Origin of the sequence: Exiguobacterium sp. Helios (assembly GCF_014524545.1) — a bacterium.
In the GTDB taxonomy this organism is placed as follows: Bacteria; Bacillota; Bacilli; order Exiguobacteriales; family Exiguobacteriaceae; genus Exiguobacterium_A.
Genome location: NZ_CP053557.1, coordinates 685,867 through 710,813, shown reverse-complemented (window position 1 = coordinate 710,813; position 24,947 = coordinate 685,867). Strand labels below are relative to the sequence as shown.

Genomic DNA, 24,947 nt, shown 5'->3' with positions numbered 1-24,947 from the left:
TTCAGTTTTCAAGGTGCGAGTGTCTCTTGCGAGACTGAGAGACGAGCTCTCAAAACTGAACGATGGGCATGTCCCGTAAGGGACGTTTTCCTTAGAAAGGAGGTGATCCAGCCGCACCTTCCGATACGGCTACCTTGTTACGACTTCACCCCAATCATCTACCCCACCTTCGACGGCTGGCTCCTTGCGGTTACCTCACCGGCTTCGGGTGTTGCAAACTCTCGTGGTGTGACGGGCGGTGTGTACAAGACCCGGGAACGTATTCACCGCAGTATGCTGACCTGCGATTACTAGCGATTCCGACTTCATGCAGGCGAGTTGCAGCCTGCAATCCGAACTGGGAACGGCTTTCTGGGATTGGCTCCACCTCGCGGTCTCGCTGCCCTTTGTACCGTCCATTGTAGCACGTGTGTAGCCCAACTCATAAGGGGCATGATGATTTGACGTCATCCCCACCTTCCTCCGGTTTGTCACCGGCAGTCTCCCTAGAGTGCCCAACTGAATGCTGGCAACTAAGGATAGGGGTTGCGCTCGTTGCGGGACTTAACCCAACATCTCACGACACGAGCTGACGACAACCATGCACCACCTGTCACCCTTGTCCCCGAAGGGAAAACTTGATCTCTCAAGCGGTCAAGGGGATGTCAAGAGTTGGTAAGGTTCTTCGCGTTGCTTCGAATTAAACCACATGCTCCACCGCTTGTGCGGGTCCCCGTCAATTCCTTTGAGTTTCAGCCTTGCGGCCGTACTCCCCAGGCGGAGTGCTTAATGCGTTAGCTTCAGCACTGAGGGGCGGAAACCCCCCAACACCTAGCACTCATCGTTTACGGCGTGGACTACCAGGGTATCTAATCCTGTTTGCTCCCCACGCTTTCGCGCCTCAGCGTCAGTTACAGACCAAAGAGTCGCCTTCGCCACTGGTGTTCCTCCACATCTCTACGCATTTCACCGCTACACATGGAATTCCACTCTTCTCTTCTGTACTCAAGCCTTCCAGTTTCCAATGACCCTCCCCGGTTGAGCCGGGGGCTTTCACATCAGACTTAAAAGGCCGCCTGCGCGCGCTTTACGCCCAATAATTCCGGACAACGCTTGCCACCTACGTATTACCGCGGCTGCTGGCACGTAGTTAGCCGTGGCTTTCTCGCAAGGTACCGTCAAGGTACGAGCATTACCTCTCGTACTTGTTCTTCCCTTACAACAGAGTTTTACGATCCGAAAACCTTCATCACTCACGCGGCGTTGCTCCATCAGACTTTCGTCCATTGTGGAAGATTCCCTACTGCTGCCTCCCGTAGGAGTCTGGGCCGTGTCTCAGTCCCAGTGTGGCCGATCACCCTCTCAGGTCGGCTATGCATCGTCGCCTTGGTGGGCCATTACCCCACCAACTAGCTAATGCACCGCAAGGCCATCCCAAGGTGACGCCGGAGCGCCTTTCATCATCAGACCATGCGGTCTGAAGAACTATTCGGTATTAGCTCCGATTTCTCGGAGTTATCCCAATCCTTGGGGCAGGTTCCTTACGTGTTACTCACCCGTCCGCCGCTCATTCCCTTCACTTCCCTCCGAAGAGTTCCGTGAGCTTCCTGCGCTCGACTTGCATGTATTAGGCACGCCGCCAGCGTTCGTCCTGAGCCAGGATCAAACTCTCCATAAAGTGTTTGACTTGCTCGTTGTTGTGACCGAAGTCACGTTGACGAAGCTTGCGCTTCATTCATTGTTTGTATCCGAAGATACGTTTTTTGCCTCATCGTTCAGTTTTCAAAGTTCGTCATTTCTTCCGCGTCGTGTTAGCGACTTCAATAGATTAACAGGTTCTTTCGATTATGTCAACCACGTTTTAGAAAAGATTTTTCAGCCCCAACAAACCGTTTATAAAAGGCGTCTCGCTGGAACATTTATTAATATACCAACAAAATTCGACAAACACAAGCATTATTTCAAAAAAACTTTACAAAGGATTTAAAAACCCTTTGTAAAGCCTTTAGAGTCTTAACATGCTCATTGCCGTGAAGCCGATGTTGGCCGGTCGTTCCGCCAAACGTTTCATCAGATACGTATACCAGTCGACACCATGAGGGACATAAATGACGACACGATATCCTTCAGCTGCTAATTCCTGTTGCCGCTTCGGCCGCATCCCTTGCAGCATCTGGAATTCAAATTGATCGAATCCAATTCCCTGTCGGTGGACGAATCGAATGACTTCTTGAATCATATCTTCGTCATGTGTCGCGACTTGCGTATAACAGCCTTGCAAAAGATTTTGTTTCACGAGTTGTAAATACGTCGCATCCACCGTTTCTTTCCGCTCGATATAAATGTCTTCCGGACCCGTATAGGCACCCTTGACGACACGAACCGTCGAATGCAATCGTTCAAGATCAAAACGCGTTCGGTATAGATTGGCTTGCAAAGCGATTCCGACATTTGAAAAACGACGATGCAATTGTTCAAAAACTTGAATGATGCTTTCACATACGGCTTCTTCTTCCATATTAATCGTGACACGCAAATCAAACGTTTCTGCTGTTTCCAAAATCCGTGTCATCTGCGCAACTGCAATTTTCGGATTTAACCTTAATCCGACTGAAGTCAGTTTCAATGAGACTTGCGCATTCAACTTTTCTTCCGAAATCCGATGAATGACTTTGATGCATTCATCAGCAATCCCGATTGCATCTTGTTCCGTTTCGATGAATTCACCGAGACAGTCCACTGTGACTGCTCGTCCGTCCTGATTTAAGGTTCGAACCGTCTCGATGGTTTCTTCCGTCCGTTGTCCACCGACAAAAAATGTTCCCCCTAACGGCAGCCCCACCTTCCGCGCCGTTTCAATCAACCCTTTATGCTCCGCCAAGTATTCAAAGACAGGACCTGTAATTTTTTCAATCATGGAAACACCTCCTCTTATTTCCCTTTCCCTCCTGCATAAAAAAAACGCCTTTCTTCTATATAGAAGAAAGGCGTTAACTATAAAAGGAAACTCAGTGTAACCAGATGAAGTAAGCAAGGAATCCGAGTGACATCGCGTACATGATCGGATGGACTTCCTTCGCGCGACCTTTTGCAATCATCGTAATCGGATAGAACAAGAATCCGAAAGCGATTCCGGTTGCAATGGAATACGTAAGCGGCATCATGATGACCGTCAAGAAGGCCGGAACCGCGTACTCGAACTTCTTCCAGTCAATCTGGAGAAGAGATGAAGCCATCAATACACCAACGATGATTAATGCCGGTGCTGTCACCGGTGCTGTGATAACTGCGAGGAGTGGCGAGAAGAACAATGCAAGTCCGAAGAATAAACCGGTAACAATCGCCGTCATTCCTGAACGACCGCCTGCTGCGACACCCGCACTTGATTCAATGTAAGAGACCGTAGTCGACGTTCCGAGAATTGAACCCGCGACCGTTGCCGTCGAATCTGCAATCAAGGCGCGGCCGGCACGCGGGACTTTATTTTCTTTAATCAATCCTGCCTGGTTTGCGACCGCAACAAGTGTTCCGGCTGTATCGAAGAAATCAACGAAGAAGAATGTCAGGATGACGACTGCCATCTGGACTGTGAAGATTTCGTCAAAGTGTAAGAATGCTTGACCGAATGTCGGTGCGATACTTGGTGGTGCTGAGACGATTTCACCGAGACCTGACGGGACCGGAATTAAACCAAAGATCATACCGGCAATGGCTGTGATGATCATTCCGAAGAAGATCGCCCCTTTAATTCCGCGTGTCATCAAAATAGCTGAGATGACTAAACCGAAGACAGCAAGTAATGTCGTCCCCTGCCCCAGGTTACCAAGTGACACGAGTGTTGCTTCATTGGCGACGACGATACCGCCCGTTTTTAAGCCGATGAAAGCAATGAATAAACCGATTCCGGCAGCTACTGCCATTTTAAGCGGTTCTGGAATCGCATTGATGATTGTTTCCCGAATACCAGACGCTGTTAACACCATGAAGACCAGACCGGATACTAAAACACCGGATAAAGCCGTTTGCCATGGGATCCCCATTCCGATGACGACACTGTAAGCGAAGAACGCATTCAATCCCATACCTGGTGCCAGAGCGATTGGGTAATTGGCGAGTAAGCCCATCGTAACCGAACCGATGATGGCAACAAGTGCTGTTGCACCGAAGACCGCTCCCGCATCCATTCCCGCTTCTGCGAGTGTGTTCGGATTGACGAACAAGATGTAGGCCATCGCGAAGAACGTCGTCATACCGGCGATGAACTCTGTCCGCATATTCGTACCGAGTCCATTAAAATCGAAGTAACGCGCAATCGCATTCTCCTTTTGTTTTGGTTGTTGCGGTTTCATCTGTGTGCTCATGATTGCCCTCTTTCCAAATAAGCCGTCTCAAGAAACGAAAAAAACGGCAGTTACCTAAGCGGTAAAAGCCGTTTCTTTAAGCGCACACCAGAATCAGTGCACGCCGTAGTAGGAACCTTTAAGGTGTTCCTGTAGAGACTTCCGGGCCATATCCCCAGAATTATACGGCATTATTTTTTGTTTTTTAGTGGATAATTAAAATAAGAACAGACACATCGTAGCATGCTCAAAATTGCGGGTCAACCATAAAAACGAAATTTAGTCGTTTAAATAATCCGAACGTTCGGTTTTGGAAGCGTTTTTCTCAATTAACTCACTTCTTCCAAGTTTTCCTAATTACGTCTGTCGTTCTTAAACAAGAGCGGGGATAACTGAAAACGAATCGTGATTCTTCCCAAGCCAACTACAAGAACAATCGCCAGTATCCTTTTCTTATCGTAAGCTCATTAAAATAAGCAGAGGCGATGAGCCTTTTAACCACAAACTTATAAAGTATGTATATATAGATGGTCAGCGTCTTTGTACCAAGATATCGTATTCCATATAAATAAAAAGAGCGTAGCTCATAAGCTACGCCCTCTTAACCATTAACTAAAAAATTATCTTCTGTCATCTCGATTAAGTCCGTTGTTTCGATCAAGATCATTATCTCGGTCAAGTCTGTTATCCCGATCAAGATCGTTGTCTCGGTCCAGGTTATTAGTAGTACTCACACTATCATCAATATCTGCTTCTTCACGGCGAACTGTTTCTGAGACGGTTTCCGTATCCTGAACTTTCCGTTTCCCGACGACAATTTCTTCAGTAACAACATCTTGTTTTGAAACGACAACGCGTTCTTCAGAAAGTGGAACATGAATCGAATCATTTTCATCTACAAAAGCATCTGTTCTTGTTTCGCTCTCGTTGACCGGGCGACGTTCCACATATACTTCTTCGCGTTCAACAGGTACTTCGATGGATTGTTGATCTTCGACAACACGTTTGCTAACATTTACTTCTCCAGTTTGAACTCTTTCTTTATCAACGTTCAAACGTTCTTCATGCAAGCGAAGACGTTCTTCCTCTGTTCCAGCATCTGGTGCAATAGCAGATGTCCGATCCGTTTTTGAAGAGTTATCATAATCCTGATTCCGGTCCACTCCGGAAGTCGTACCGTATCCTTGATCCCCGTTCATATCTGAAGCAACACCATAACTTTGATTGTGTTTTTCGTAAGAATCCCCATACTCACTGTCTACATACAATACTAATTTGCCGTTTTGTACTTGACGGCGGTACTCTTCCGATTCAGTACGATCCAATCCCATACCACTGAATGCTCCCGCAGAAGAATCTTCAGAGAAGGCGGCCATAAATTTCCCCATGAACCCTTGATGCTGCTCTTCACCTGTAGTATCCACATGGACGTCTGTCTGGTCTTTTAACATAGAAAACGAATCTTTATCTTGTGCGACAACATACATATCGCTTTCATTGTAACCCTGTGCCTTTAATTCATTCACTTTACTTAATACTTCCGCTTGGGTATTAAACACGTCGATAAATGTATTTTCTTTTCTACTCATGACCTTCTCCTCCTTTGGGATAAACAGCGTTTAAAATTCAATGTTAAAATCAAATATCAAACGCTTACAAGTAATTTTAGATACCAACATTTTGAATTTCCCCTACTTCTTTTTTAATTAAACATTTTTTTCACATGTTTAATTAAAAGAAAGTCCGCGCTGGTTTAGCAACAGACTTTCTTCTGGCATTCCATGTTTTGCATTAATCAACAAAAAAACTAATATTTCGCCTTAACCCCTCTATACTTCTTCACATTTTTTATACATCAGATCTCCTGCAAAAAAATTGAGGATTAAAAATCATCTGGAATGTTAGCTAAATATACTTTTAAAGTACTCAGACAGTAGGCCTTCTCCTCTAAATCGATCTTCTAAAACAGGTTTTACCCGCTTTAATTCATTCTTACGTGTTCGATAAGTATTCGTGAAAGATCCTAAGTAAGAATATTTATATATAGGTTCCTCAGGATACAATTCATAAGCATGCTTTAACATGGAAATCCCTTTTTCTTCCCACTGTTCATAGTCTCCAAAGTAATAAGGAAACATGGAAATCATATAACCAAAACACCAGAGAAAATCTTCATGCGTTATAAAATGAGCCAAACCGAAATTTGTCACTTCAGTCAACACAGACTCTAATTCATCCGTATCTATATCTGCATCTGTAATCCCAAGCGGCCCTTGTTCGACTACGACATACCAACAAAAAAAGCCAAGTCGTACAGTCGTTTTTAAGTCCGTCGGATTTTGTTGCCATGCTTTTATAAGATATTCTTTTGCTTCATTCCAATTCTCTTGATGCTCTAATCGATCAACTTCAGGCCATGTCCAATCAATCATAGTGGTTCGCCACCTATTCCATTTCATTACTGACTTCATATTATATCAACTGTACGATACACAGCTCGGTGTGTCTTATTTTACTCCTTAGAATTTGTTGGTTCAGTTTGACGTCACTCAACAGTTCCATGATTTTAGTCGCGAAAAAAGCTCCCTTTCATTCACAAATCATGTGAACAAAAGAGAGCTTCATTTTGAAATACAATTGTTGAAGGTGAAACGGACTTCCTTTCACCTGTGTCCTTTAACACGTTGGTAGGACAGGCTTCATGAGACGAATCTCCTCAGCAAGTCTAGTTCTTACTCCCACTCAATCGTTGAAGGTGGTTTCGACGTCACATCGTACAGGACACGGTTAACGTTCTGTACTTCGTTGACGATCCGGACTGAAATCTTCTCGAGCACGTCCCACGGGATGCGTGCCCAGTCCGATGTCATACCGTCGATTGACGTAACGGCACGGATTCCGACGGCATAGTCGTATGTCCGCTCGTCGCCCATGACACCGACTGAACGAAGCGGCGGCAAGACCGTGAAGTACTGCCAAATTTCGCGTTCGAGACCGGCTTTTTTGATTTCATCACGGAGGATGAAATCGGATTCGCGGACGATTTCAAGTTTCTCGTCTGTGATTTCACCGAGGACACGGATCCCGAGACCTGGTCCCGGGAACGGCTGACGCCAGACGATTTCGTCCGACAAACCGAGTTCTTTTCCGAGTTCGCGGACTTCGTCCTTGAACAGCGTGTTGATCGGTTCGATCAACTTGAACTGCATGTCTTCCGGCAATCCACCAACGTTGTGGTGTGATTTAATCGTTTGGGCCGTATCTGTTCCGCTTTCGATGATATCCGTATAAAGCGTTCCTTGAGCCAGGAAGTCCATATCCGTCAGCTTCGACGCTTCTTCGTCGAATACATAAACGAATTCGTTCCCGATGATTTTTCGTTTTTGCTCCGGATCCGAGATCCCTTTTAACTTGTTGAGGAAGCGGTCCTGCGCGTCAATCTTGATGACGTTCATGTGGAAGTGATCCGCAAATGTCTTCATGACACTTTCGGCTTCCCCTTTTCGCAAGAGACCGTGGTCGACGAACATACATGTCAACTGGTCACCGATTGCTGCGTGAATGAGTGCCGCGACGACGGATGAATCAACACCGCCTGAAAGGGCGCAAAGGACCTTTTTATCGCCGACTTCTTCTTTAATTTTTGCGATTTCGATTTCGATGAAGTTTTCCATCGACCAGTCGCCCGTACACTGACAGACTTCGAAGAGGAAGTTTTTCAAGAGTTCTTTACCGAACATCGTATGGTTGACTTCCGGATGATACTGGACGCCGTACATCTTCAGCTCTTCGTTTTTGATTGAAGCAATTGGGCACGAGACATTTGTTCCATCGACGACGAAACCGTTTGGTACCGATGTGACGAGGTCACTGTGGCTCATCCAAACCGTCTGTTCGAGCGGGAGGTTCGCATACATCGGCGATGGATCGTTGAGTGTCAACGTCGCTTTTCCGTACTCGCGGTGTCCGGCGCGTTCAACCGTTCCACCAAAGTGTTGCGACATCAATTGCATACCGTAACAAATTCCAAAAATCGGAATGCCGAGGTCAAAGATTTCTGGATCACAGCGGTACGCGTCTTCTGCGTAGACACTCCGTGGTCCACCGGAGAAGATGATACCGGCTGGTGCGATGTCTTTTACTTCCGCTGCAGTGATCTTATGCGAATGCAGTTCACTGTAAACTCCGAGATCACGAATGCGGCGTGTGATCAATTGATTGTACTGACCTCCAAAGTCGAGGACGAGGATCATTTCTTGGTCCAAATGTGCTTCCAAATCTATTCCCGCCTTTCCAATTTCATGCGTACCCCGATGAAAAAAGCCCACTCTTCCCCCATAGATAAATGGAAAAAGAGCAGGCCGCTTCACAAAAAAGTGTATACGAAGGGTCTGCTCCTTCATAGTCAGGTCGTTTAAGGTGACCCGGTAGAGACTCTCACGCCATATTCGCGAGTATATACAAAGGAGATGCATGTATGATTTACGTTGTTCCCATTGTAACTGTATCAATTCGAAAATATCAACCCTCTATCCGTCGAATGATATTTTCGAAATATTCACGTTTTTTATCAACCGATAACGATTCGCCTCCGTAGACCATCCGTTCATAGGCATCCGTCAACGGACGCATCGCATACGTTTCGTAATATCCGTCAACCTCATGCGCAAGTTCCGTCAGTGTCCGGCCGTCCTTGTAGTGGAAGCCTTGTTTGTCGAGACGGCGCAATAAGAAACGGTACATCCGCTTGAATCCTTCCGGACTATGAAGCTGGTTGCGGAAAAATAAAATCGCCGCGGTCCGGGTCAACGGTTTCCGGAACAGATACAAGAATACCAGTCCGACGATTACACCGACAACCGGCCAAATCGGAAACGATTGTTGTTCGGTCTGCGCTGCTGTCGTCGTTTGTTCTTCATCCAGCAGATTCTCCTGCGGACGTTCCGGTGTTGCGGTTTCCGTATCGGTCTCCGTATCGCGTTGCGGATTCGCTTGTTCGGTCTCATTATTCGTTTCCTGATCAATCGTATATTGTCCGGCTCCGTCAAAACTGACGGTCGGTTCGAGCGGTACCCAACCCGGTCCTTCGATATAGACTTCGACCCACGAGTGGGCATTTTTATTGCGGACCGTATAACTCGTCACGGCTGCCCCGATGACATCCGATTCGCCGCCCGTAAATCCTTTTACCCAGCGGGCCGGCAAACCGGCAGCGCGTAATAACACGGTCGCGGACGTCGAAAAATTATCACAGTAGCCGAGTTTCGTCTCAAATAAAAATTGATCGACATAATCCTGATTTTCTTCCGGTACGGCGACTTCTTCCGTATTGTATTCGAAGTTTTCCTGCTCAAAATAACTTTCGATCGCCTTCGCTTTGTCCCACGGACTGTCTTCGTCCGCGACGATCTCTTCCGCGAGATCTCGGACACGATTCGGTAACGTATCCGGTAACTGTAAATACCGGTCCTGCTCCACCTCCGACAATGTAATCGGCTCATCCGTCTGGAGCAATTCTTCCGTAAACAACGGATACGTGTATTGAATCTGATAATTTTGCTGGCGTTCCGCATCATCCAGGTACGAGACCTTTTGATTTTCCGGATCAATCAACAGATTTTGCCGTTGCTTATCTACACTCAAACGGACATTGTCCCCGTTATACGGCACAAACGGCAGCTCCCGTGACAGTTCAAATGTCGCCCGTTCTTCCCGTGTCTTGACATCATCTCCGAAGTGCGAGAAAAATCCCCGCGAATCGATTTCCGGTTCTGATTTCGACAGGACCCAGCCTTTTCCGGTATAGACGTCTTTTGTCTCGACACGCCAGTAACGGCTGCCTTCACTTTCGACCTGAAAGACTTCCCGGTCGTCCATCTGGAACGGACCGCCGAGCTGCTCGTCGTTGTTGCCGTAGCCAACTTTTTGAATCCGGCTCGACGATGTGCCCTCACTCTCGAAACCATCGGTCCAGTCATACCAGCTATCCTGCCACGTCGCCGTAATGACCGGGCTTTGAACAGCAGCAACCACTGTCGCTCCGATGATAAGCAACGCACTGAGCGGACGGACGTAAGACGCCGTCGGACGTTCGCTGACTTCTGTCGCATACAACAGAAACAGTGCCAGGACGATCGGATAGATGATGAACTGTTCTCCCGAGTAATCCGTCCATGTGTCGCAGTAGGCAATGAAGCCGATGACGCCGAGCGCCAGCCCGAAAACAAAGCCTCGGTTCGGAAACGTCCGCCGCGCCAAATAGCCGATCAAAAAACTGATCAGTCCAATCGAGAAGGCAAATGCCGGACGTCCCGGTAACTCTCCGTTGATGACACGGTTGATGTCGCCCGCGATTTCACGGAACAAGTTCCACGGTGCTTCTCCGGGAATCAAAATAAAGTAAAACGAAACGAGTAACGCAAGCAGACTGCCGAGTAAAAACCAGCTGCGCCGCAGATGCGACAACAGGAGGGGGGTCAACAGGAGCGGCAAGAACGGAATGACACTCTCAAATGTCGTCAGTTCGAGTAACGGCGGCATGAAGCTCGCAAACAGTAATCCTGCAAGCAGATTCCAAATCAGTCGTCGTATCATCCGGTCGTCCTCCTCTCTGGTGTGTAGACATGAACGCTTGCTTCCTGCCGGACTTTCGAAATCCACATTTCATTGTTGGATTCGAGATCCGGTGTGATGAACAGGACATTTCCGCTCAGTCGTAACGCTTTCGAAGAGTATTCCCAGGATTCGATGAATGACCGGGTCCGGCTCGGTTGCGCCGTCATCAGATAGTGGGTCAACTTCGCGCCTTCAAGCGGCAACGATAAGGACTGCACACCGTGCCCGACGAGGTGAATCCGGTAATTCAGATGACGTTTGTTCAGTTGATCCGTCGCGGCAGCCAGCATGGAAATACTTTTTTCAAAGTTCTCATCACTGACCGTTCCTTCGTCAAATACAATCGTCGTCTCGCGTTCCTGTTCCCGTTCAAACGTTTTCGTCATCAATCCCTGCCGTTTCGCGGTCGATTTCCAGTCAATCTGATTCATCCGGTCCCCGCTGACGTATTCGCGGACACCGACGACCGTAAAGGACGATTGCCGGAGATCGAGTGAAACGGGAGAAATCCCGCCGTCGCCACGGTCATCTTCGTGCGGCAGTTGAACCGCCAACCGGGCAGGTTCGACTGCCAGATATGTTTCGACCGGATAGAGCTTTTTCCGCATGAACAAGCCGAACGGATCGCGTATTTCCAGTACACAACCGGGAATTTGATACAGTCCACGACGGATCGATGGAATCAAATAATCAATGTGTTCGACTTTCCGGTAATGTGCCCGCAGCGGATGCCGGATATTCAGCGGTTCTTCACTGAGTGCATCCGGAACGGCTTCCGTCACGTCGACGGCCCCGACAAGGAACGGAAACTTCCGTCGTACTTGAAGCGAGACCGGTATATCGGTTCCGGCAATCAACATCTTATTGGAGACTTCCCGCGTCGCCAACGCTTGCGTGACGGGCCAAATCAAAAACAGTGTCCAGTACAAGGTCAATCCTGCCATGACATAAACCAACAGCGATGCGACATTCCCGCCGTCAATCCGGGCATAGACCCATAACGCGGTGAGTGTGATCAGCAAGACGGCGTAACGCCAACCGATTTGCCATCTCGTCATAAGGAATCCACATCCTGCTGAATCGGCACGGTGACTTCTTTTTTCACTTGTTCGAGAATTCGTTCTGCCGTCTGTCCGTGATAGCGTGCGTCCGCTGTTAAAATCAGGCGATGCGAGAGCACAGGCGTCAACAGCTCCTTGACGTCATCCGGTAAGACGAATGACCGTCCTTCCATGTACGCCCAGGCTTGTGCCACTTTCATCAGGGCGATCGAAGACCGCGGACTGGCTCCGAGATAAAGGGATGCATGCGTCCGTGTCGCCTGGACCAGTTGAACGATATATTTTTTAACCGGTTGAGAGACATGAACGTCCTTCACCGCCTCTTTCATCCGTAACAATTCGTCACGTGTGATGACGGACTCGAGCGTCTCGATTGGTTCATCCCGTTCGAACCGCGTCAATAGCTTCATTTCTTGTTGAAAGTCGGGATAACCCATCTTGACCTTAATCAAAAACCGGTCGAGTTGGGCTTCCGGAAGCGGATACGTCCCTTCATGTTCAATCGGATTTTGAGTCGCCATGACAAAAAAGGGATTAGGAAGCGTGTGAATTTCTCCATCCACCGTGACATTCGCTTCCGCCATCCCTTCGAGCAATGCAGATTGTGTTTTTGGTGAGGTCCGGTTGATTTCATCTGCCAGGACAATGTTTCCCATCAAAGGACCCGGCCGGTATTCAAACTGACTCGTCTTTTGGTTATACATCGAAACCCCCGTCAAATCGGACGGCAGCAGATCAGGTGTGAATTGGACACGTTTAAATGTCAAACCAATCGAACGGCTGAATGCGCGAACGAGCATCGTCTTTCCGACACCCGGTACGTCTTCGAGTAACACGTGACCTCCGGCAAGTAATGCTGCTAAAGATTGTGTAATCACGTTTTCTTTTCCGATGATTACTTTTTCTACGTTGTCGATGATCGCTTGAATCTCCTTCGTATATGTTCGCATTGTCTGGCCCCTTGCTGTTTAGTAGTTGAATTTTCTGACTTTTTATATCATCTCATATCTGTCGATGCTTTTAAAGGCATAGGGATAGCTGAATACGCACAAAAGGGGGCGCCGCTGTTCGCGACTCCCCCTTCCTGCTTTCAGGAACGATCACATATCGTAAACCGTTCTTGAACCGTGCAATCTGCACGTAAAACACGAATCACTTCGTGTCTATTGTCATGTTGCGTCCGTCAAGTCCGGTGATCCTCTTCTTCTCGAAGCGACATGCGATCGTTCCCTATACATTGATAATCATTCATGTGCATCACCATCCTTTCATATACTGAATATTACCTATTCTATTCGAAGTTAAACCACTTTTTTTTAATTTTTTTTGAAACGGTAATAGGTCGAAGCCAAGGCAAGCGCCAAAACGGCACCTTTGATGATGTTCAGTGAATAATACGGTACCGACAACATGACGAGCCCGTTCTCAAGAATTCCGACGAGACAAGCACCGACCAGTGTCCCGAGCGCATTCGGCTTCCCTTGTCCGGCAAATGAAGAACCGATGAACGCTGCTGCAACAGCCGGCATCAAATAACCGGATCCGGCATTGATTTGGGAGGAACCGACTTGCGACGCCAGCAAGATCCCGCCGACAGCCGCCAGTAATCCGGCAATCAGATAAGCGAGTGCCCGGTACCGGTTGACCCGGATTCCGGTCAGATGGGCCGCTTCCGGATTTCCGCCGATGATGTACAAAAAACGTCCATGCCGGGTATGGTTCAAAAAGACATGCGTCACGGCGACGACGACAAGCATGATCAGAATGATCCAAGGCGCCTGACTGATTTTTAAAAACGACTCCGGAATCAATCCGACCGTCGGTGTTCCGTCGAGACGGGGCATCCCGGCACTGATTGATCCGCCACCGGTATAGGTCATCGCGACGCCTTCAAAAATGAACATCGTCGCAAGTGTGGCGAACAGATCCGGAATCTTAAACTTCACAATCAACAAAATGTTGACGAGTGCGACCGCCAAGGCAATTACGAGGGCCAGACCAATCGAGACGCCGAGCGGCAGGCTGTACCAGACAAAAAAAGAGACGACGAGCGAGCTGGCAAAGGTTGCGGTTGAACCGACGGACAAGTCAAAGCCGTTGACCGTCAACGAAACCGTTAATCCGATGGCGATGATGGTCACAATCGAGATGCTTCGTAAAATATTGACCAGGTTCGTCCCTTGTAAGAAATTCGGCGCCGTCATGGCAAAGAACAGAATAAGTGCAACAATCGCGAGGACGATGCCCCAGTCGTTCAAAAAGCGTAATAACGGTTTTCCCGGTGCGGTTCGTGGTGCGTCCGGCTTTGCCGTCGGTTTTTGCAATACATCATTCATTCTGTTGTCCTCCTGTTGCATACCACAATAATTGTTCTTCGGTCGTTTCCGCAGTGGTCTTTTCAAACACGATCCGTCCGTCATACATGACATAAATCCGGTCGGTCACAGCCAGCAGTTCATCCAGTTCGCTCGACGCATAGATGACGGCTTTCTGTTCTGCAGCCAATTGATCAATCACTTGGAAGATTTCCGCTTTCGCCCCGACATCGACGCCTTTTGTCGGTTCATCCAATACCAGGACGGACGCGTCTGCCAGCAACCATTTCCCGATGGCGACTTTTTGCTGGTTCCCACCGGATAAGTCGGCGGCACGTTGCTCGGTACTGCTGACTTTAATCGACAGTTGCTGCACGATTTTTTGAGCTGCGGTCCGCTCCTTTGTTTTCTGTATAAATCCGAACCGGTTGACGAATTGTTGGAGACTGGCTGCCGTCATGTTTTGGTCAATCGGATCTGCGACTAAAATCCCTTCTTTCCGCCGTTCTTCCGGCACCAGCCCAATACCGAGCCGGACTGCATCATTCGGCGAACGAAGGCGGTGTGTTTCTCCATGCAGACGAATCGATCCCGAAGTGACAGAAAGCGATCCGAAAATCGTTTTACACAGTTCCGTCTTACCGGCACCGACGAGTCCGGCAATTCCGATCACTTCTCCGGCACGGACGGTTAACGAGATATCATCCAGTTGTCCGGCGACTGTGACCCGGTCGAGTTCAAGTGATGGTGCACCCGCCGGACGCGCTTCCCGTTTCGATTGGCGCAGACGCCGGCCCAGCATCTGTTCGACGACGGTTTCCTTTGTTTGTCCGGCAAGAAGCTGACGTGACACCAGCTTGCCGTCCCGCATGACAGAAATGGATTCACAAATCTCAAATAGTTCCTGCAGGCGGTGGGAAATGAAGATGACGCCCAGTTGTTCCGTCTCTGCCAGCTCACGAATGATGCGAAACAGTTGCTCCGTTTCCCGTCCGCTGAGCGGGGCGGTCGGCTCATCCAATATCAGGAACCGGCTCTCCTGGACCAAGGCGCGGGCAATCAAGACCAGTTGTTTTTCGGCCAGACGCAACTCGCTGACCCGCTGCCGGACATCAATTGATGCTTTCAGTTTCCGTAAAGCACGTTCGGCTATTTCCTCGTATCGCTGCCGTCTGATGAACCCTTTCAGCTGTCCGTTCGTCAGCACATCGAGACAAATATTTTCCGCCACGGTCAAATAACCGACCAGTGCCGTATCGACTTCCTGATAAACGATTTCAATCCCGGCCCGTTTTGCGGCAGCCGGTGAATCGATTGTCAGAGGTACACCGTCAAACCAAATCGTTCCGTCATATGAATCGTACGCCCCGGCCAACACTTTCATCAGCGTGGATTTACCGGCTCCGTTCGCTCCGACAAGCGCATGGATTTCCCCACGGCCCACGGAAAAATCAACATCGTCCAGCGCCTTGACGCCGGGGAATTCGATTGAAATTCCCTGCATCTCCAGTCGTTTTTCCTTCACCGGACGGGTCATTTCCCGTCATTCGCTTTCCGCAGTTTTTCCATCCACGGTTCATTGAACTTTTCGGACGTACTCCAGCCTTTGATGATCGTATCGAGATTGTACATCGTCGTATCGACTTTCAGTGCTTTTTGTTCGACCAGTTTAGCGTCTAGGTCAAAAGTGTCCGGTGTGTTTTCCCCGGCCAGCTTTTTCGCCAGCAGACGCATATCCGTCTGTCCGATCAAATGCGGATCGACGGCACTCGTCGACACCCAGTTACTGCCCTTTTCACGCATCAGATTGATGTCCTGGTTCGAAACGTCGATTGAAATCAACGGAATCTCCTGACGTTTGTTATCCTTTAAGGATTTATAGGCTCCTTTGGCGACTTCATCCCAAGCACCCCAGACGGCATCGATACTTCCTTTCGGATATTTGGCGAGAATCGCGTTCATCTTCGCCGCAATATCGCCTTGGACATCCTGGAAGTTCGTTGGTCCGACTGTTTCAAGCGTTTTAATTTTTCCGTCTGCTTCGTATGTCTTGTAGATTTCCTGACGGCGGTCAAGCGGGGCAAATCCCGGACCGAACCACAGTTTGATGACCCGGACCGGCTGATCGTCTTTGACTTTCGTTACTTCATCGAGTGAAAGCTGTGCCAGTTTATGATCATCCTGGAACGTTTCCGTGATGCCTTTTAACGTCTGGTCCTTTTTCTTTGTCACTGTATCGAACGTCACGACTTTGATTCCTTTGTCGATTGCCGGTTTGATCATGTCGTAGGCATAATCCTCTTTTCCGTGCGAGATGATCAGTCCGTCATAATCCTGTTGGACGGCTTGGGCGACGAGTTCCTTGAATTTGACGTCATTGCCTTCCGAGATGAACGTGTTAACCTGAAAACCGAGCGCTTCCCCTTCCGAACGAGCTCCGTCCAAAAACTGTTTCGTATGGTCATCGGATGCCAGATTGCGGATAACGGCAATTTTGACGTCTCCCTGGACACTTTCCGGTACACCACTGATTTTTTTCGTCGGTGTCGCTTCGCTATTGGCGCAAGCAGCCAGCAAGACCGCCGGTGCAAGTACCGCAAATGCTAATTTTTTCATTTCGATCTCCCCAGTCTGTTTAACGTATTTGTTGTCCGATTGTCTGCTCGATCGTTTCGACGGACGGATGCTTGATGACTCCCAGTTCCGTAATGATTGCCGTGATCAATTCGTGCGGTGTCACGTCAAACGCCGGATTAAAGACGGCCACACCGGCCGGCGCCGTTGCTTTCCCTGCGAATTGCGTCACTTCACGGGCATCGCGTTCTTCAATCTCAATCTCGTCTCCCGACAAGCTCGTCAAATCAAAGGTCGAAAGGGGTGCCGCGACATAAAACGGAATCCCGAAAGCACGGGCCAGTAACGCCAGTTGAAACGTCCCGATTTTATTCGCGGTATCCCCGTTTCGGGTAATCCGGTCGGCACCGACGATGATGGCGGTGATGTTTTTTTCTTTGATGGTATGGGCGACCATATTATCGGTAATCAAGGTCACGTCAATACCGGCCCGTTGCAGTTCCCATGTCGTCAGACGCGCTCCCTGCAGTAACGGCCGCGTTTCCGATGCATAAACGGAGAGCAGAATTTCCTGTTCTTTCGCGAGATAAAACGGGGCAAGTGCCGTCCCGTAAGCCGCTGTCGCAATCGATCCGGCATTACAAATCGTCAGAACCCGGTCACCGGACTCAAATAATTCCAATGCGTGGATCCCGATTTGCCGGGATGTCTTGGCATCCGTTTCATACAGTTCGAGCGCCTTTTGTTCCAACCGTTTTGGTAACTCGGCAAGCGCCGTACTCGAGACAATAATTTGATTCAGCTCATCAAGCACGTTCCGCAAATTGACCGCCGTCGGCCGGGTTGCGAGCAATTGGGCCGACACCGTCAACAGTTCCTGTTTCGCTTCAGAAAGTGACCCTGTCGTCCGGCGGAATGCTTCCTGCACAAGGATGAAGCCGCCGAACAGGCTGATGGCCGGGGCACCGCGGACACGTAATTGTTTGATGGCGTCAATCGCTTGCGCCAAGTCATGGATAACCTCGTATCGTTCTTCTTCCGGGAGCCGGGTCTGATCCAAAATCGTCACCGTCCCGTTGTCATAGATGATGCTTTGGACGAATTGGCTCATCGGCTGAGTTCCTCCGTCAAATCGAAGTTCCGTAAATCGGTGAACGTCTTGCATTCGGTCCGGCGTTTGATCAATGCCACTCCAAGACGTAACGCATGACGTTTCCGCTCAAGTCGTTCCCCCGCGTCCGTGATGTTCTCGAGGTCCGCAACCGGTGCCAATCCAATCGTCCGCCGGATCAACTCACAACCGGCAAAGCCCAGTGCGTCCTGTAAAATCGTACTGAGGACATCGTCGACAAGTCCGCCCGCCGAACGGAACGGCTCTACCGCTTCGCGTTCCCATAATGCTTTGAACGTCGACGCAAAGGTCAGCCAAAACGTATCGATATCCTTCACCCGTCCATCCCGTAACTCGGCATAGTTTGGATACGCGGCAAAGCAGAGATGGGCGATGAATTGTCCGACATCAAAACCAAACGGTCCGTAAAAGGCGAACTCGGGATCGATGACTTTCGTTTCATCGGCTGAAGCAAAAATACTTCCGGTATGTAAGTCACCGTGCAATAATGCATCACCTTTTGTGATGAACAGTGTTTCCAGTTTCGCGACTTCGCGTTTCAGTTCTGCATCCTGCCATAACCGAACCGCTTCCGCTTCGAGGCCTGCTTCAATCGCATTCGTTTCCGCATCATAAAACGGGTCTGTGAAGATCAATTTTTCCGTGATATCACAGAGATCCGGATTGTAGTAGTTCCGCGCCACTTGTTTTTTCGCGACCGGTCCAAGCGCAAAATCCGACGTATAAAACAGTGTCCGCGCCAGGTACGAACCGATGTGTTCCGCGAGTAACGGATACTTTTCCCCTTCGAGCAAGCCGGTCCGGGCGATCGTTAAATGCGACAAATCCTCCATCACCGTAAACGCTTCTTCCTTGCTCGCATGGTAGACGTGCGGAACGAAAGGAACAGCGACTTTTGCGAATTCTTTTAAGGCCGATTGTTCAATCCAGGCCCGTTCGAGCGACAGCGGCCAGCTTTCCCCGACGACTTTCGCATATGGCAACGCCTGCTTTAAAATCAGCCGTTTTTCTCCTTCCTGAATCCGGAAAACGAGATTTAAATTCCCGTCCCCGATCTCTTCTGCCGTCACCGGTTCATTGCCGATTAATCCGAGTGTCCGGACCCGTTCAATCGCGTCCTGTACTGTAAATGCTTGGTATCCCATTCTGGTTTCCTCCTTGTTGATCACACGAAAAAACGCCTCTTTTCGTCAAAGAAAAGAGGCGCGGCAGAATACTCCGTCCTCTTATCTCTCAGACGAATGTCTGTTGGATGTAGCACCGTGCCGGATGGTCGGTTGCTGCGGCGTCTTCGGGCCAATTCCCTCTGCCAACTCACGATAAGAGTCATATGTAGTTGTCATGTGATTTGATGTTGATTTGAATACTACGTGCGTTGCTGGCCGTCTGTCAATTCCAATTTTTAGTGAAACGGATTCAAAAACGGAACCGTCTATAGAAGAAGTATTTTCAAAAAAATAAATTTTCAAAATATAGTTTGACAAGTGATGGATCTCATGTAAAAATTGCAATTAGATTTCACAATTTCATCCAATTCTTATCAAGAGCAGACGGAGGGACGAGCCCTACGATGTCGCAGCAACCGACCACTTGGCACGGTGCTAATTCTTGCAGCTAATACGCTGACAGATAAGAGTCCACGCGCAATTTTTCATGGTCTCTTGTCATTGACGAGGGACCATTTTTGTATTTTTCAATAAGGGAGAGACGATTCATATGGCGTACATTACCGCAACATACCAACTCGGAACGACCGATCAGTTGCCGAAACGGGCAGAGCAAATCGCGCTCGGTCTGACGGTCGGTTCATGGACCGATTTAAATCACTTGGAACAACAACAACTGGAATCCTTTAAAGGACAGGTCGTCCATACAGAAGAACATGACGGCAAAGGTTACATTACGATCCGTTATCCGGAACACAACGTCTCACGGGACTTTTCCGCTATCTTAACGACGGTCTTCGGTAAACTGTCGCTCGATGGACAAATCAAGTTAACCGACTTACAGCTTCCCCCGTCATTCACGAACGACTTTCCCGGTGCCAAATTCGGGATTGAAGGAGTCCGTCAATTGATTCAGGTCCATGACCGTCCCCTGTTGATGAGCATATTTAAAGGAGTCATCGGACGGGACCTCGTCTTTTTACGGGAACAACTCGAAGCACAGCTCGCGGGCGGCATCGATCTCGTTAAAGATGATGAGATTCTATACGACAATCCGTTGACGCCGGCACTCGACCGGGCACGGATCGGACGGGAAGTCCTCGACGCCCATTATGAACGCACCGGCAAACGGGCGCTTTATGCGATTACGTTAAGCGGTCCCGTCTTCGGCTTGAAGGAACAGGCAAAACGCCTGATTGAAGCAGGTGCCACGGCCTTCCTGCTCAACACGTTTACATACGGACTCGATGTCCTGCGCGAGTTGGCTGCCGATGCGGACATTTCCGTCCCGATTTTTAATCACCCGGCCTTAAGCGGTGCCTTGATCGCAAGTCCTGAATACGGTATTTCGGCTCCTGTTCTGCTTGGAACGTTACCCCGACTGGCCGGTGCTGACTTGACATTGTTCCCGTCTCCCTATGGTAACGTTGCACTCGCCAAAGATTTGGCCCGCGGGATCGCCGTTGAAGCGACGCGAATCGGAGAAACGAAGACGATTCTGCCGGTTCCGTCCGCCGGCATCCATCCCGGCCTCGTCGCTCAGCTCGTCCGTGATTTCGGTACCGATTCGGTCATCAATGCCGGAGGCGGCGTTCACGGTCATCCGCAAGGGGCAGCGGCCGGTGTCCTTGCATTCCGTCAGGCGCTCGACGCCGCACTGACCGGAGAATCGCTGACAAGTGCCGCAACGCGGCAGGAAGAATTACGGGTCGCCCTTGACGCCTGGGGGATCACGAAATGACGACTCGGATTTTATGTGACTTCGACGGCACGGTGACGGAACACGACAACATCATCGCCTTGATGAAAGAGTTTGCCCCGCAAGAAGCATTTGAACCATTAAAAAAAGGTGTGCTCGACCGTTCGCTGTCGATCCGGTCCGGGGTCGGACAGATGTTCCGATTGTTGCCCTCAGATCGAAAACAGGAGTATATCGATTTTTTGATTAATCGGGCAGTCATCCGTCCCGGCTTCGACACCTTACTCGCCTTTGCCAAATCAAACGGAATCGACTTTGCGATTGTCAGCGGCGGGATTGACTTTTTTGTCCAACCGATTCTTGCCGATTTACTGACAGATGAAACGATTTACTGCAACGGCAGTGACTTCAGTGAAGAGACGGTCCGGATTGAATGGCCACACGCTTGCGATGCGGCATGCAACAATCAATGCGGCTGTTGTAAAACGTCAATCGCCCGGAAGTTGAAGCAGGACGGCGATTCGATCATCGCAATCGGCGATTCCGTGACGGATTTTGAACTGGCGAAAAAGGCTGATCACGTCTATGCCCGGGATTATCTGATAACACTCTGTGAACAGCACGGTATTCCCTATACGCCGTTTGAAACGTTTTATGACATCGTCAAACACTTACAGACCACGGGGGTGCATGCATGACATTCTTGAAACGATACGAAGAACTCCGCGCCATCAAGCAGGAGTTCGCCGTACGCGACTGGTTTCCCGGCACGAGCGGTAACCTCGCCATTCGAACGAACAGCAGTCCGACGGAATTTCTTGTGACAGCCAGCGGCAAAGATAAACGGCAGGACACGCCGAACGATTTCGTCCATGTTGACGCGACCGGTCAATTGATCGGCGAACAAAACGGACGTCCGTCTGCTGAGACCTTACTTCATGTCGAGGTGTTTAACCGGACGTCGGCCGGCTGCTCGCTTCACGTCCATACCGTCGACAACAATGTCATTTCAGAACTCTACGGAGACCGCGGGGAAATCCGGTTTACCGGTCAGGAAATCATCAAGGCACTCGGCCGCTGGGAAGAAGATGCGGAAGTCGTCGTACCGGTTATTGAGAACCATGCGGATATCCCGACTCTTGCCGCAGTGTTTGCCAGGCATGTAAAAACGGAAAGCGGTGCCGTCCTGATTCGCAATCACGGGATCACCGTCTGGGCACCGACTGCCTTTGAAGCGAAAAAACAGTTGGAAGCCTTTGAATTTTTATTCAGCTACACGTTAAAACTGCAAACGTGCCGACAGGCGATTCATTAAAAGGAGGAATTTAAAATGGCAACAGTACTTTTCCAACAGACAAACGAACGGTATACGGATCAAAACGAGGTTTCCGCTTTTCTTTCTTCACGTGGTGTCCTGTATGAACAATGGGATGTCTCGAAACTCCCGGCAGAACTGGTCGACACCTATACGCTGACGGACGCGGACAAACAAACGATTCTCGATACGTTCGAGCCGGAAATTACGGACGTCTCGGAACGCCGCGGCTACCAGACGGCCGATATCATCTCACTGTCCGATGCGACACCGAACTTGGATGAGTTGCTCGTCAACTTCCAAAAAGAGCACCACCATACGGATGACGAAGTCCGGTTCATCGTCAGCGGTCACGGCGTCTTTGCGATCCAGGACGACGAAGTCGGCTATTACAACATTGAACTGAACCCCGGAGATTTGATTTCCGTTCCCGTCAATACACGTCATTACTTCACACTACAGGACGATCGCCAAGTCGTTGCGGTCCGGATTTTCGTGACAACGGATGGTTGGGTTCCAATTTATGAAAAAGATCCGATCGAAACTACAAACTGAGGAAACATCCGAATAGCAGACGGCCCGGTCCATCCGGCTGTCTGTTTTTTTCTGCTCCATTCCTATCTTACAAACATACCGCTTGTTTTCGTTTCCTCCTATATAATGAAGAAAAGACTCTTTTGAATTGGAGGTCACGTGTATGATGATTCGTCCTGTCCAAGAAGCTGATTTACAAGACATCCTCGACATCTATAACGAAGGCATCGAAGATCGGATCGCGACGCTTGAAACGGATACCAAGGAATTATCTTTCATGCAGGACTGGTATCAGGAACGGACACCCCGCTATGCCGGGTTTGTAGCGTATGAAGGAACGACGATCCTTGGCTTCATCTCACTTGACCCCTACAATCCGCGCCCCGTCTATCAATCGGTCGGTGAACTGTCGGTCTACATCACCCGGACCCACCGCGGACAAGGCATCGGGCGTCAGCTGCTCCATGTCATTGAAGAACACGCGATTACGCAAGGGTTCCACAAGTTGATTCTGTTTACGTTTCCGTTTAACAGACTCGGTCAAAAACTGTACATCCGGTCCGGTTTCCGGATTGTTGGAACATTTAAGGAACAGGGTATGCTCAACGGGTATTATGTCGATGTCCTGGCGATGGAAAAGTTGCTTCCGAAAACGATCGACGAGCAGATATGATTAGTCCGGCGTCTGAATGGGAAATGAACGAACAGTGAAACATTCCCAACCCGAAAGGAAGACTGCCTGTGGATATTCAACAGATCCGTAATGCGACACTCGTCGTTACTTATGCCAATCAAGTATTTTTAATCGATCCGTTTCTCGGTGAAAAAGGAACCTTACCGCCGTTTGGTCACACACCTAATGCCGTTCCGAACCCGCTCGTCGACTTACCGGTCGATATCGCAACGTTACTTGATCCGGACGCGATTTTCGTCACCCATCTGCATGCCGACCATTTTGACGAGACGGCAAAAGAAGTGTTACCGAAACAAATTTCGCTTTATGCACAAAATGAGTCGGATGCGGCCACGATCCGCGAATCCGGGTTCACGAATGTATCTTCGTTTGAGAACGGACTGTCGCTCGGTGATATCCGTGTCTCCCATACGTCGGGACAACACGGTGTCGGTGAAATCGGTCAACGGATGGGTACGGTGTCCGGTCTCGTCTTGAAACATCCTGACGAACCGACGCTCTATATCACCGGTGACACGATTTGGTGTGATGAAGTCGCGAAGGCAATCGAACAACATGCGCCGGATATCATCATCGTCAACAGTGGTGCTGCACAATTCCTGACCGGCGAACCGATTACGATGTCCCAGCGTGATCTGCTTGCTGTTCATGAAGCGGCGGCTGAAGCCACGATCATCGTCTCGCATCTCGAGTCCGTCAACCATTGTCTCCTGCGCCGCGATATGATTGCCGACTTTCTGGCCGCTCATCATCTGTCCGCACATTTCCTCATCCCGGATGACGGTGAAACCATTTCCTTCTAAACAAAATGAAGTCCACTGTCCCGAGTACTACCGGGACAGTGGACTTCATTTTGTTTATCGTTAATCGTGACTTGGAATGACGAGTCCGAGTAAACGGGCAAATGTGATGGCCTGGCTTTCCGTAACGACGGCACCCGGTAAGAAGCGTGGATCAATCGTGATTCCGGACAGATCGGCATGCCGCAGATCGAGTCCTTTTAACGCCGTCTCGACCCATTGGCTTTCCGATAAATCAACTTCATGCAGACGGAAATCGGTTGGCTTCATTTCAAAGAAATGGCTTTCCCGCATCGTCGTCTGCTCCAGTGCGACGTGACGTAACGCTGTCCGGATAACTTGAGCATAATTAGCCTGACAGTTTTTGATCGTCACATGATCGATTGTATTGGACTCAAAGTGAATCCCGGTCAGACGACAATCCTCAAAGACGATCCGGTGAAAACGACTGTCCTGAAACTGGCAGCCCGTCAAGTCACATTGTTCAAACCGGACATTTTCAAATGAAGCCCGTTCAAAAACCAGTCCTGCAAACGAGACGTTCCGAAAACAGACTTGATTGACGTCCAGCCGTTCTGTCAGCTCGACCGGTAATGTCTCTTTTTCATACAGCGTTTGGTACAGATACGGGTCATCGATTTCGACATCCTCAAAGGTTTCTGCTGTCAATTGATGCGGTAACTCGGGTAATTGAATGATTTGTTTTTTCACGTACTTCCCCTT

The 24,947-nt window shown here is 49.3% G+C and carries 20 protein-coding genes, 1 rRNA gene and 4 riboswitches; of the genes, 6 read left to right on the top strand and 15 right to left on the bottom strand.

Annotated elements, in window-relative coordinates; translation table 11 throughout:
- Positions 1–95: 95 nt before the first annotated feature.
- From HNY42_RS03720 to mtnK, 14 genes are all read right to left on the bottom strand, one after another.
- Positions 96–1,657: ribosomal RNA gene (locus HNY42_RS03720) — 16S ribosomal RNA — on the bottom strand.
- A gap of 327 nt (positions 1,658–1,984) precedes the next feature.
- On the bottom strand, positions 1,985–2,896 hold the full coding sequence (locus tag HNY42_RS03715; protein ID WP_188005129.1) for a proline dehydrogenase family protein: 912 nt from the start codon (positions 2,894–2,896) through the stop codon (positions 1,985–1,987).
- A gap of 91 nt (positions 2,897–2,987) precedes the next feature.
- Positions 2,988–4,340: an NCS2 family permease gene (locus tag HNY42_RS03710; RefSeq protein ID WP_131503431.1), complete on the bottom strand. Its 1,353-nt coding sequence runs from the start codon at positions 4,338–4,340 to the stop codon at positions 2,988–2,990.
- Between the two features lie 86 nt (positions 4,341–4,426).
- A riboswitch (purine riboswitch) is annotated at positions 4,427–4,528 on the bottom strand.
- Between the two features lie 411 nt (positions 4,529–4,939).
- Complete coding sequence (locus HNY42_RS03705; protein ID WP_131503430.1) at positions 4,940–5,908, bottom strand: YsnF/AvaK domain-containing protein; 969 nt, start codon at positions 5,906–5,908, stop codon at positions 4,940–4,942.
- A gap of 312 nt (positions 5,909–6,220) precedes the next feature.
- Positions 6,221–6,751: a hypothetical protein gene (locus tag HNY42_RS03700; RefSeq protein WP_188005128.1), complete on the bottom strand. Its 531-nt coding sequence runs from the start codon at positions 6,749–6,751 to the stop codon at positions 6,221–6,223.
- A gap of 300 nt (positions 6,752–7,051) precedes the next feature.
- Positions 7,052–8,572 carry a glutamine-hydrolyzing GMP synthase gene (guaA, locus tag HNY42_RS03695; RefSeq protein WP_041261800.1) on the bottom strand — a complete coding sequence of 507 codons (1,521 nt, stop codon included), beginning with the start codon at positions 8,570–8,572 and terminating at the stop codon, positions 7,052–7,054.
- Positions 8,573–8,701: 129 nt separating this feature from the next.
- A riboswitch (purine riboswitch) is annotated at positions 8,702–8,803 on the bottom strand.
- A 37-nt stretch (positions 8,804–8,840) separates the two neighbouring features.
- Positions 8,841–10,913, bottom strand: a complete 2,073-nt coding sequence (locus HNY42_RS03690) for a transglutaminase TgpA family protein (protein WP_188005127.1) — start codon at positions 10,911–10,913, stop codon at positions 8,841–8,843.
- Entirely contained in the window at positions 10,910–11,992 is a 1,083-nt protein-coding gene (locus HNY42_RS03685; RefSeq protein ID WP_188005126.1) for a DUF58 domain-containing protein, read from the bottom strand. Before HNY42_RS03685 ends, HNY42_RS03690 begins: the two co-directional genes overlap by 4 nt.
- The gene (locus HNY42_RS03680; protein WP_188005125.1) at positions 11,989–12,945 is read right to left on the bottom strand and encodes an AAA family ATPase; all 957 of its coding nucleotides are present in this window, start codon (positions 12,943–12,945) and stop codon (positions 11,989–11,991) included. Before HNY42_RS03680 ends, HNY42_RS03685 begins: the two co-directional genes overlap by 4 nt.
- Before the next feature lie 366 nt (positions 12,946–13,311).
- Positions 13,312–14,331 carry an ABC transporter permease gene (locus HNY42_RS03675; protein WP_131973292.1) on the bottom strand — a complete coding sequence of 340 codons (1,020 nt, stop codon included), beginning with the start codon at positions 14,329–14,331 and terminating at the stop codon, positions 13,312–13,314.
- Entirely contained in the window at positions 14,324–15,847 is a 1,524-nt protein-coding gene (locus tag HNY42_RS03670; RefSeq protein WP_188005124.1) for a sugar ABC transporter ATP-binding protein, read from the bottom strand. The genes HNY42_RS03675 and HNY42_RS03670 overlap by 8 nt, the downstream gene beginning before the upstream one ends.
- Positions 15,844–16,926: a sugar ABC transporter substrate-binding protein gene (locus HNY42_RS03665; protein ID WP_188005123.1), complete on the bottom strand. Its 1,083-nt coding sequence runs from the start codon at positions 16,924–16,926 to the stop codon at positions 15,844–15,846. The genes HNY42_RS03670 and HNY42_RS03665 overlap by 4 nt, the downstream gene beginning before the upstream one ends.
- Positions 16,927–16,945: 19 nt before the next feature.
- Positions 16,946–17,995: an S-methyl-5-thioribose-1-phosphate isomerase gene (mtnA, locus tag HNY42_RS03660; protein WP_188005122.1), complete on the bottom strand. Its 1,050-nt coding sequence runs from the start codon at positions 17,993–17,995 to the stop codon at positions 16,946–16,948.
- Complete coding sequence (gene mtnK / locus HNY42_RS03655; protein ID WP_131503421.1) at positions 17,992–19,161, bottom strand: S-methyl-5-thioribose kinase; 1,170 nt, start codon at positions 19,159–19,161, stop codon at positions 17,992–17,994. The genes mtnA and mtnK overlap by 4 nt, the downstream gene beginning before the upstream one ends.
- Before the next feature lie 78 nt (positions 19,162–19,239).
- Positions 19,240–19,342, bottom strand: a riboswitch (SAM riboswitch).
- Positions 19,343–19,550: 208 nt separating this feature from the next.
- Positions 19,551–19,652: riboswitch (SAM riboswitch) on the top strand.
- 80 nt (positions 19,653–19,732) lie between these two features.
- On the opposite strand from mtnK, the gene HNY42_RS03650 reads away from it, so the two are divergent.
- The 6 genes from HNY42_RS03650 (at position 19,733) to HNY42_RS03625 (ending at position 24,227) form a co-directional block, all read left to right on the top strand.
- The gene (locus HNY42_RS03650; RefSeq protein ID WP_131503420.1) at positions 19,733–20,923 is read left to right on the top strand and encodes a 2,3-diketo-5-methylthiopentyl-1-phosphate enolase; all 1,191 of its coding nucleotides are present in this window, start codon (positions 19,733–19,735) and stop codon (positions 20,921–20,923) included.
- A complete protein-coding gene (locus HNY42_RS03645; protein WP_188005121.1) occupies positions 20,920–21,579 on the top strand; it encodes a 2-hydroxy-3-keto-5-methylthiopentenyl-1-phosphate phosphatase in 660 nt (219 codons plus the stop codon). The genes HNY42_RS03650 and HNY42_RS03645 overlap by 4 nt, the downstream gene beginning before the upstream one ends.
- Complete coding sequence (locus HNY42_RS03640) at positions 21,576–22,196, top strand: methylthioribulose 1-phosphate dehydratase (protein ID WP_188005120.1); 621 nt, start codon at positions 21,576–21,578, stop codon at positions 22,194–22,196. Before HNY42_RS03645 ends, HNY42_RS03640 begins: the two co-directional genes overlap by 4 nt.
- A 15-nt stretch (positions 22,197–22,211) precedes the next feature.
- Positions 22,212–22,751 carry a 1,2-dihydroxy-3-keto-5-methylthiopentene dioxygenase gene (locus tag HNY42_RS03635; protein WP_131973299.1) on the top strand — a complete coding sequence of 180 codons (540 nt, stop codon included), beginning with the start codon at positions 22,212–22,214 and terminating at the stop codon, positions 22,749–22,751.
- Positions 22,752–22,893: 142 nt separating this feature from the next.
- Positions 22,894–23,403, top strand: a complete 510-nt coding sequence (locus HNY42_RS03630) for an arsinothricin resistance N-acetyltransferase ArsN1 family A (protein WP_131503416.1) — start codon at positions 22,894–22,896, stop codon at positions 23,401–23,403.
- A gap of 68 nt (positions 23,404–23,471) precedes the next feature.
- Positions 23,472–24,227 (top strand): MBL fold metallo-hydrolase, encoded by a 756-nt coding sequence (locus HNY42_RS03625; RefSeq protein ID WP_131503415.1) that lies wholly within the window; start codon positions 23,472–23,474, stop codon positions 24,225–24,227.
- A gap of 60 nt (positions 24,228–24,287) precedes the next feature.
- Here HNY42_RS03625 and HNY42_RS03620 read toward each other — a convergent pair whose 3' ends face one another.
- Positions 24,288–24,935, bottom strand: coding sequence for a pentapeptide repeat-containing protein (locus tag HNY42_RS03620; RefSeq protein ID WP_131503414.1), 648 nt, complete (start codon positions 24,933–24,935; stop codon positions 24,288–24,290).
- Positions 24,936–24,947: the final 12 nt, after the last annotated feature.